Source organism: Kitasatospora sp. NPDC056531, assembly GCF_042794375.1.
Lineage (GTDB): Bacteria > Actinomycetota > Actinomycetes > Streptomycetales > Streptomycetaceae > Kitasatospora.
In genome coordinates this window covers 6,303-11,547 of sequence record NZ_JBHTTU010000106.1, presented here as the reverse complement: position 1 = coordinate 11,547, position 5,245 = coordinate 6,303, and the positions used below count along the sequence as shown (strand labels likewise).

Sequence of the window (5,245 nt, the reverse complement as noted above, 5' to 3'; positions counted from 1 at the left end):
GTGCAGAAGCGGGAGGCCCTCGACGTCAGCTTGACCCTGCAGCAGGTGCCGAGGTCGGCGATCACCGCCGTGGTCGGGGAACTCGCCGACCTCGCCCTGGCCGTGGAGACGGCCGCGCTCCGCAGCGGCCCGCCGCCCAACCCGATTCCCCGTACGCCGTCAGGCCCGTTGTCGCCGAGCTATCTCCGCCTGCCGATCGAGCCCGCCGAGGGCTTCCCGCAGGCGTTCCGCCTCCAACTGGGCTCCGGGATCTACCAGTTCCACCTGCACGCGAACGTCACCGAAGACGTCCTCCTCGCCTCGCCGGGTGGCGCCCTGCTGGACCTGCCGACGGCCGGGGCGTTCCTGGTGCTGCGGGTCGCCCGGGAGGAGCCCTCGGGGCCGCGGACGATCCTGCGCCGCAAGCTCGTCCCGGGGGTCGAGTACCGCGCCGCCGAGCTCTCGCTGATCTTCCCGACCATGCGGGTCGCCCGGCAGAACCTCAACGGCGTCGGGGAGTTCGGCTCCCAGGTGGTGGGCGGGGTGGCGCTGAATTGAGCCTGGTCATCTGGTACAAGGTCGTGATCGACGAGCTCCAACCCGAGGGTGACCTGCTCTCGGCGGCCGCCTCCCTGGTCGGCGCCGGACTCCCGGTGACCGTCTCCAACGATCTGTTGAGCGGCTCGCTCATCCTGGACGCCGACATCACGGTCACCATGACGGAAGGCGCGTCCGCCGACACCTTCCAGCTCACCCTGGTCAACTTGCCGGACCCGACGGTGGAGGTCATCCGGGCGGCGAACACCCCCCTGAAGGTTCTGATCCACCTCGGCTACTTCGATGATCCCGCCACCACGCTCGGTGCCAACCCTGTGCTGCAGGGACGGGTCACCTCGATCGACAGCGTCGTGGCCCAGGACGGTTCCTCCCATACGGTGATCACCGGCCAGGAGGAGGGCGGGTTCCTGCTGTGCGCGAAACCGATCGCCAAGAGCACCGCCCCGGCCACCGACGTGACGGAATTCGCGCGTACGGTCGCCGCGCAGGCGGGCGTCCCACTGGCCGCCGGCTCCGCGCTGACCGGCACGCTGAAGGACTACACCGCCAGCGGCGATTCGGCCCTGGACATCCTGCGCGACCTGGCCGCCAAGGCGGACGTCCCGCTCGTCGTACGGGACAAGACGGTCTACCTCGGCCCGGCCGTCGGGGACCCGGCCGACCTCGCGCCGGTCGTCTTCGACCCGGACCGCAACTTGGTCAAGCTCGGCCAGAGCCGCGCCGAGGACGCCGGGGCGCGCTCGGCCTCGGACACACCGAGCCCGGCGCAGGGCCCGACCCCGCCCACCGCCCGGAGCGTGCCGATGCGGGCGGCCGTCAGCCTGCTGGCCCTCGGGCACCCTGGTCTTCGGGTCGGCCAGGTCGCCAGGGTCACCGGGGTCAACGGCATCCCCCAGCAGACCATGCGGATCAACGCCGTCACCCACAAGTTCGGCACCCGCTCCGGCTACACCGCCCAAGTGAGGCTGGTGGTGGCCGAGCGGGGCAAACGGGCGCAGCTCGGCGGCGGCGTCCAGGGCGTGGTGGACCGCGTGCGGGACGTGGTCGAGCGTCAGCAGCGCGAACGCCCGGCGATCGACGTCGGCGAGATCAGCGACTACACCCCGGGCAAGGACGGCAAGCACCTGGCCTCGCTCCACTACGGGCAGTCGCCCGCGGCCGAGGTGGTCGCGCCCAGCGTCGCCGCCCCGGTCGACACCACGGTGGACCTGCACAACAAGCCCATCGCCTCGCCCTTCGCGTTCCACAACTGCGGGCTGATCACGCCGGTCTACCCGAAGATGCGGGCCGTCCTGGCGCACAACGGCGGCCTGGTCAACGACGCGGTGGTGACCGGCTTCGTCTGGCCGGAGAACCCCGCCCAGGCCCATCCGCCCAACAACGTCGGCGACTACTGGCTCGCCCTGCCCACCCAGCTCGGCCCGGACGGCCTGCCGACCGGTAAGGGCGCCAACGACCTGACCGACGCCACCGGCCACCGGGTGGTGCAGGCGGCGGGCCTGCACCTGCAGGTCGGCGCCGACAAGCTGCCGGACCTCGGCACCCGGCCGACGCCCCCGTCGGACAGCACCATCACCATCGAGCACCAGAGCGGGACGACGATCACCGTGGACAAGGACGGCAACGTCACGATCACCACGGCCGCCTCCGCCTCGCTCAAACTCAGCAACGGCCAGGTGAACCTCGCCCTCGACGGCCCTTCGGTGCAGGTGAGCTGATGCCCAGCGTGCTCACCACCGCGTCCGTCCTCCAGTGCATCCACGGGGGGCAGCTGACCGTGCCGTCCAACGACACCGCGCTCACCGTCGACGGCCAGCCGGTGCTGCTCCAGAGCGACCTCGCCACCGCCACCGTGGTCGGCTGCGCCAACACCAACGCCGCCGCGGGCCAGACCCCGTGCCTCATGGTCACCGCCGTCCTGGCCGGGCTCAGCACCAAGCTCACCGTCCGCGGCCAGCCGGTGCTGCTGGAGACCGCGCAGGGCCTGACCAACGGGACCCCGCCCGCCCCCGTCATGTGGCAGGTCGCCTCGGCCGGCCAGACCAAGCTGACGGCCCAGTAGCCGCCGGACCCAGGAGGAACGACATGGACGACAGATCGTTCGGCCGCAGCCTGCTGCTGCGGGACGGCGACCTGGTGGTGCGGGACGGGCGACTGGCCGAGGTGTCCGGCGTGGACAACCTGCTCCAGGCGCTGGAGCTGCGGGTGCTCACGCCGTACGGCTCGGACGAGTTCAACGTCAGCTACGGGCTGGACGTCACCGAGGCCTTTACCCAGGCACACTCGGCCCGGTCGGTCCGGGAGGTGCTGAAGCTGAACCTGGTCCGCACTCTGGTGACGGATCCCCGGGTGCTGGACATCCGGGAGATCACCTTCGACGAGTCCGATGAGGCGCGTCACTCGCGGTCCTGGTCGGTCCAGGTCGACTTGGACACGGCGGCCGCGCAGCCGGCCACCCTCGTCGTCAACGTGGGGGTCTGAGCGCGCGATGACCGATTTCGGAGTCACCGAAGAGGGGTTCGTCCTCAAGCCCTTCGACGTCCTGTTGCAGGAGGCCGTCGACCGGGTCAAGGCCGTCCTCGGCGTCGACCTTTCAAGCGTCGACCGGTCCGGCAAGGACAGCCCGATCGACCTGACCAGCACCAGCCCGGTCCGCAAGCTGCTGGAGGTGGCCGCGTTCGAGGACGCCGAGCTGTGGAAGCAGATGGAGGACCTCTACTACGCCAACTTCGTCTCCACCGTGCTCGGCGACGCCCTGGACCTGCTCGGCGAGGACGTCGGCGTCGCCCGGCGCAACCTGTTCAGCGCGGGCACCGTCCGTTTCACCCTGGCCGGAGCGGCCCCCGGGCGGGGCTACATCGTGCCCGAGGGAACGATCGTGACGACGGCGACCACGCCGCCGCTGGCCTTCGCCACCACCGCCGCCGCCCGGCTGAGCGCCACCGTCACCACCGCCGACGTCGGCATCGCCGCTGTCGAGCGGGGGCACGACCACGACCTCGCCGCCGGCGCGATCATCGTGATCGACCCGGCCTGGCAGACCGTTTACCTGGGCGACTTCGCCCCGGCGACCCTGAAGGTGACCAACCCGGAACCGACCGGCGGCGGCGGGGACACCGAGTCCGACCAGGTCTACCGCGGCCGGCTCAGCGGAATCGCCCGCAGCATCTGGACCCTGGACAGCGTCCGCCAGGCCGTCCTGGACGTGGACGGGGTCCTCGACGTCGCGACCTCCGACCCGCTCGGCGGAGTGGACGTCTCGCAGAGCTACTTCGGCCAGTTCGACTTCGACCAGCGGATCTTCAACTCCGAGCGGCACATCGGCGAGCCGTACTTCTTCGACGTGCTGGTCGCGCACGACTTCCGTTGGCCCTGGCGGACCCCCGCGCCGGTGCCCGGGCAGATCACGCCGACCGTGACCGGGGTGTACGAGCGGGTCTCGGCGGCGGTCGACCGGGTGCGGCCGGTCGGGGTGCACGCCAACATCGTCGAGGCCGACCACATCGACGTCGGCGTCCGCGCGAAGGTGACCGTCGAGACCGGCTACGACACCGCCGCGCTGCTCGCCGCGATCCTGCAACGGCTGGCCACCGAGATCGGCGGGCCGCAGCTCGGCGGGGTGATCCGCTACTCCCAGGTCATGTGCGCCTTCGCTGAACAGTCCGGCGTGGTGGACGTGCAGCAGCTCCACCTGCGGCGGCTGCCGCCCGCGTTCGGCCGGATCACCTTCGGCGCGGTGCCGCAGCAGAGCGGGGTGGTCGAGGCCGCCGTCGGGGAGAACCTGGTGCTGGGGCCGACGGAGGTGGCGGTGTTCCGGCCGGACAGCCTGCTGGTCGACGTCGCGATGGTGGTCCGATGAGCGAGCGGAGCGAGCGAATCATCAGAAGGTGCGCATGGGCGAATGCCCCTGCCGAGCGCAGCGAGGCGGGCGCATGAGCATCCTGTCGGCCGTGCGGATGGCCCGCCACCTCACGACCCCCTTCGGGCGGGGCGCGGACTCGCTCGCCCTGACGCTCATTCCGAAATCCGACATCGGCGCCGCGCAGATCGCCGCGTACGACTTCGCTGACCACGAGGCGACCTACGGGCAGCCCGCCGACCCGACCTACGTGCTGTCCGTACTGGTGGACTGCGACCGGGACACCACGGTCACCGTGTCCCTTGCCGGGCCCGACAAGAACGCGGGTTCGGTGAGCCACGTCGTGCCCGCCGGCACCCTGGCCGGGAAGTCCTACCTGGTCTCGCTGCCCGCCTGGGCCACGTCGGCCACCCGCCTGACCGACCTGGTGATGACCCCCGCACCGGTCCCGCACCCGGCCTCGGCCCCGGCCAAGGCTCCGCCCGTCGTCGGCGCGGCCGACCGCTGGGCGATCACCGCCCTGCTCGGCACCACCGCCAAGCTGCTGTGGGCGATCGGCGCTGAACGCGACCAGCTGCGCCGCCACCTCGAACGAACCGTGGCGCAGCGCCACCTGGAGACCGCGACCGGCGCGAGCCTGGACCTGATCGGCAGCGACCTCGGCGTGCCGCGCTTCCCCCCGCTGCCGTACGGCTTCGACCCGGCCACCGTGGCGCTGTACCACCTGGACGACGCCGCGGGTGCGACGCTGCAGGTGGAGGACCTGACCGCGCGCTACCCGGGCCGGAACGACCACCACGGCACGATCGCCGGGCCGGTCCAGCCGGGCGCCGTCGGCCGGTTCGGGCG

5 protein-coding genes and 1 pseudogene are annotated in these 5,245 nt (G+C 71.8%); all 6 read left to right on the top strand.

The annotated features are described in order from the left end of the window. Positions 1–537 (top strand): annotated as a pseudogene (locus ACFQ87_RS39365) (hypothetical protein); the annotation flags it as partial. Further along, entirely contained in the window at positions 534–2,255 is a 1,722-nt protein-coding gene (locus tag ACFQ87_RS39360; RefSeq protein ID WP_380615759.1) for a hypothetical protein, read from the top strand. The pseudogene ACFQ87_RS39365 and the gene ACFQ87_RS39360, both read left to right, overlap by 4 nt. Further along, complete coding sequence (locus ACFQ87_RS39355; protein WP_380615758.1) at positions 2,255–2,599, top strand: hypothetical protein; 345 nt, start codon at positions 2,255–2,257, stop codon at positions 2,597–2,599. The genes ACFQ87_RS39360 and ACFQ87_RS39355 overlap by 1 nt, the downstream gene beginning before the upstream one ends. Positions 2,600–2,622: 23 nt before the next feature. Further along, positions 2,623–3,018: a hypothetical protein gene (locus ACFQ87_RS39350; RefSeq protein WP_380615757.1), complete on the top strand. Its 396-nt coding sequence runs from the start codon at positions 2,623–2,625 to the stop codon at positions 3,016–3,018. 7 nt (positions 3,019–3,025) lie between these two features. Continuing rightward, positions 3,026–4,396, top strand: a complete 1,371-nt coding sequence (locus ACFQ87_RS39345; RefSeq protein ID WP_380615756.1) for a baseplate J/gp47 family protein — start codon at positions 3,026–3,028, stop codon at positions 4,394–4,396. 73 nt (positions 4,397–4,469) lie between these two features. Next, on the top strand, positions 4,470–5,245 hold a 776-nt coding region (locus tag ACFQ87_RS39340), incomplete at its 3' end, for a hypothetical protein (RefSeq protein WP_380615755.1).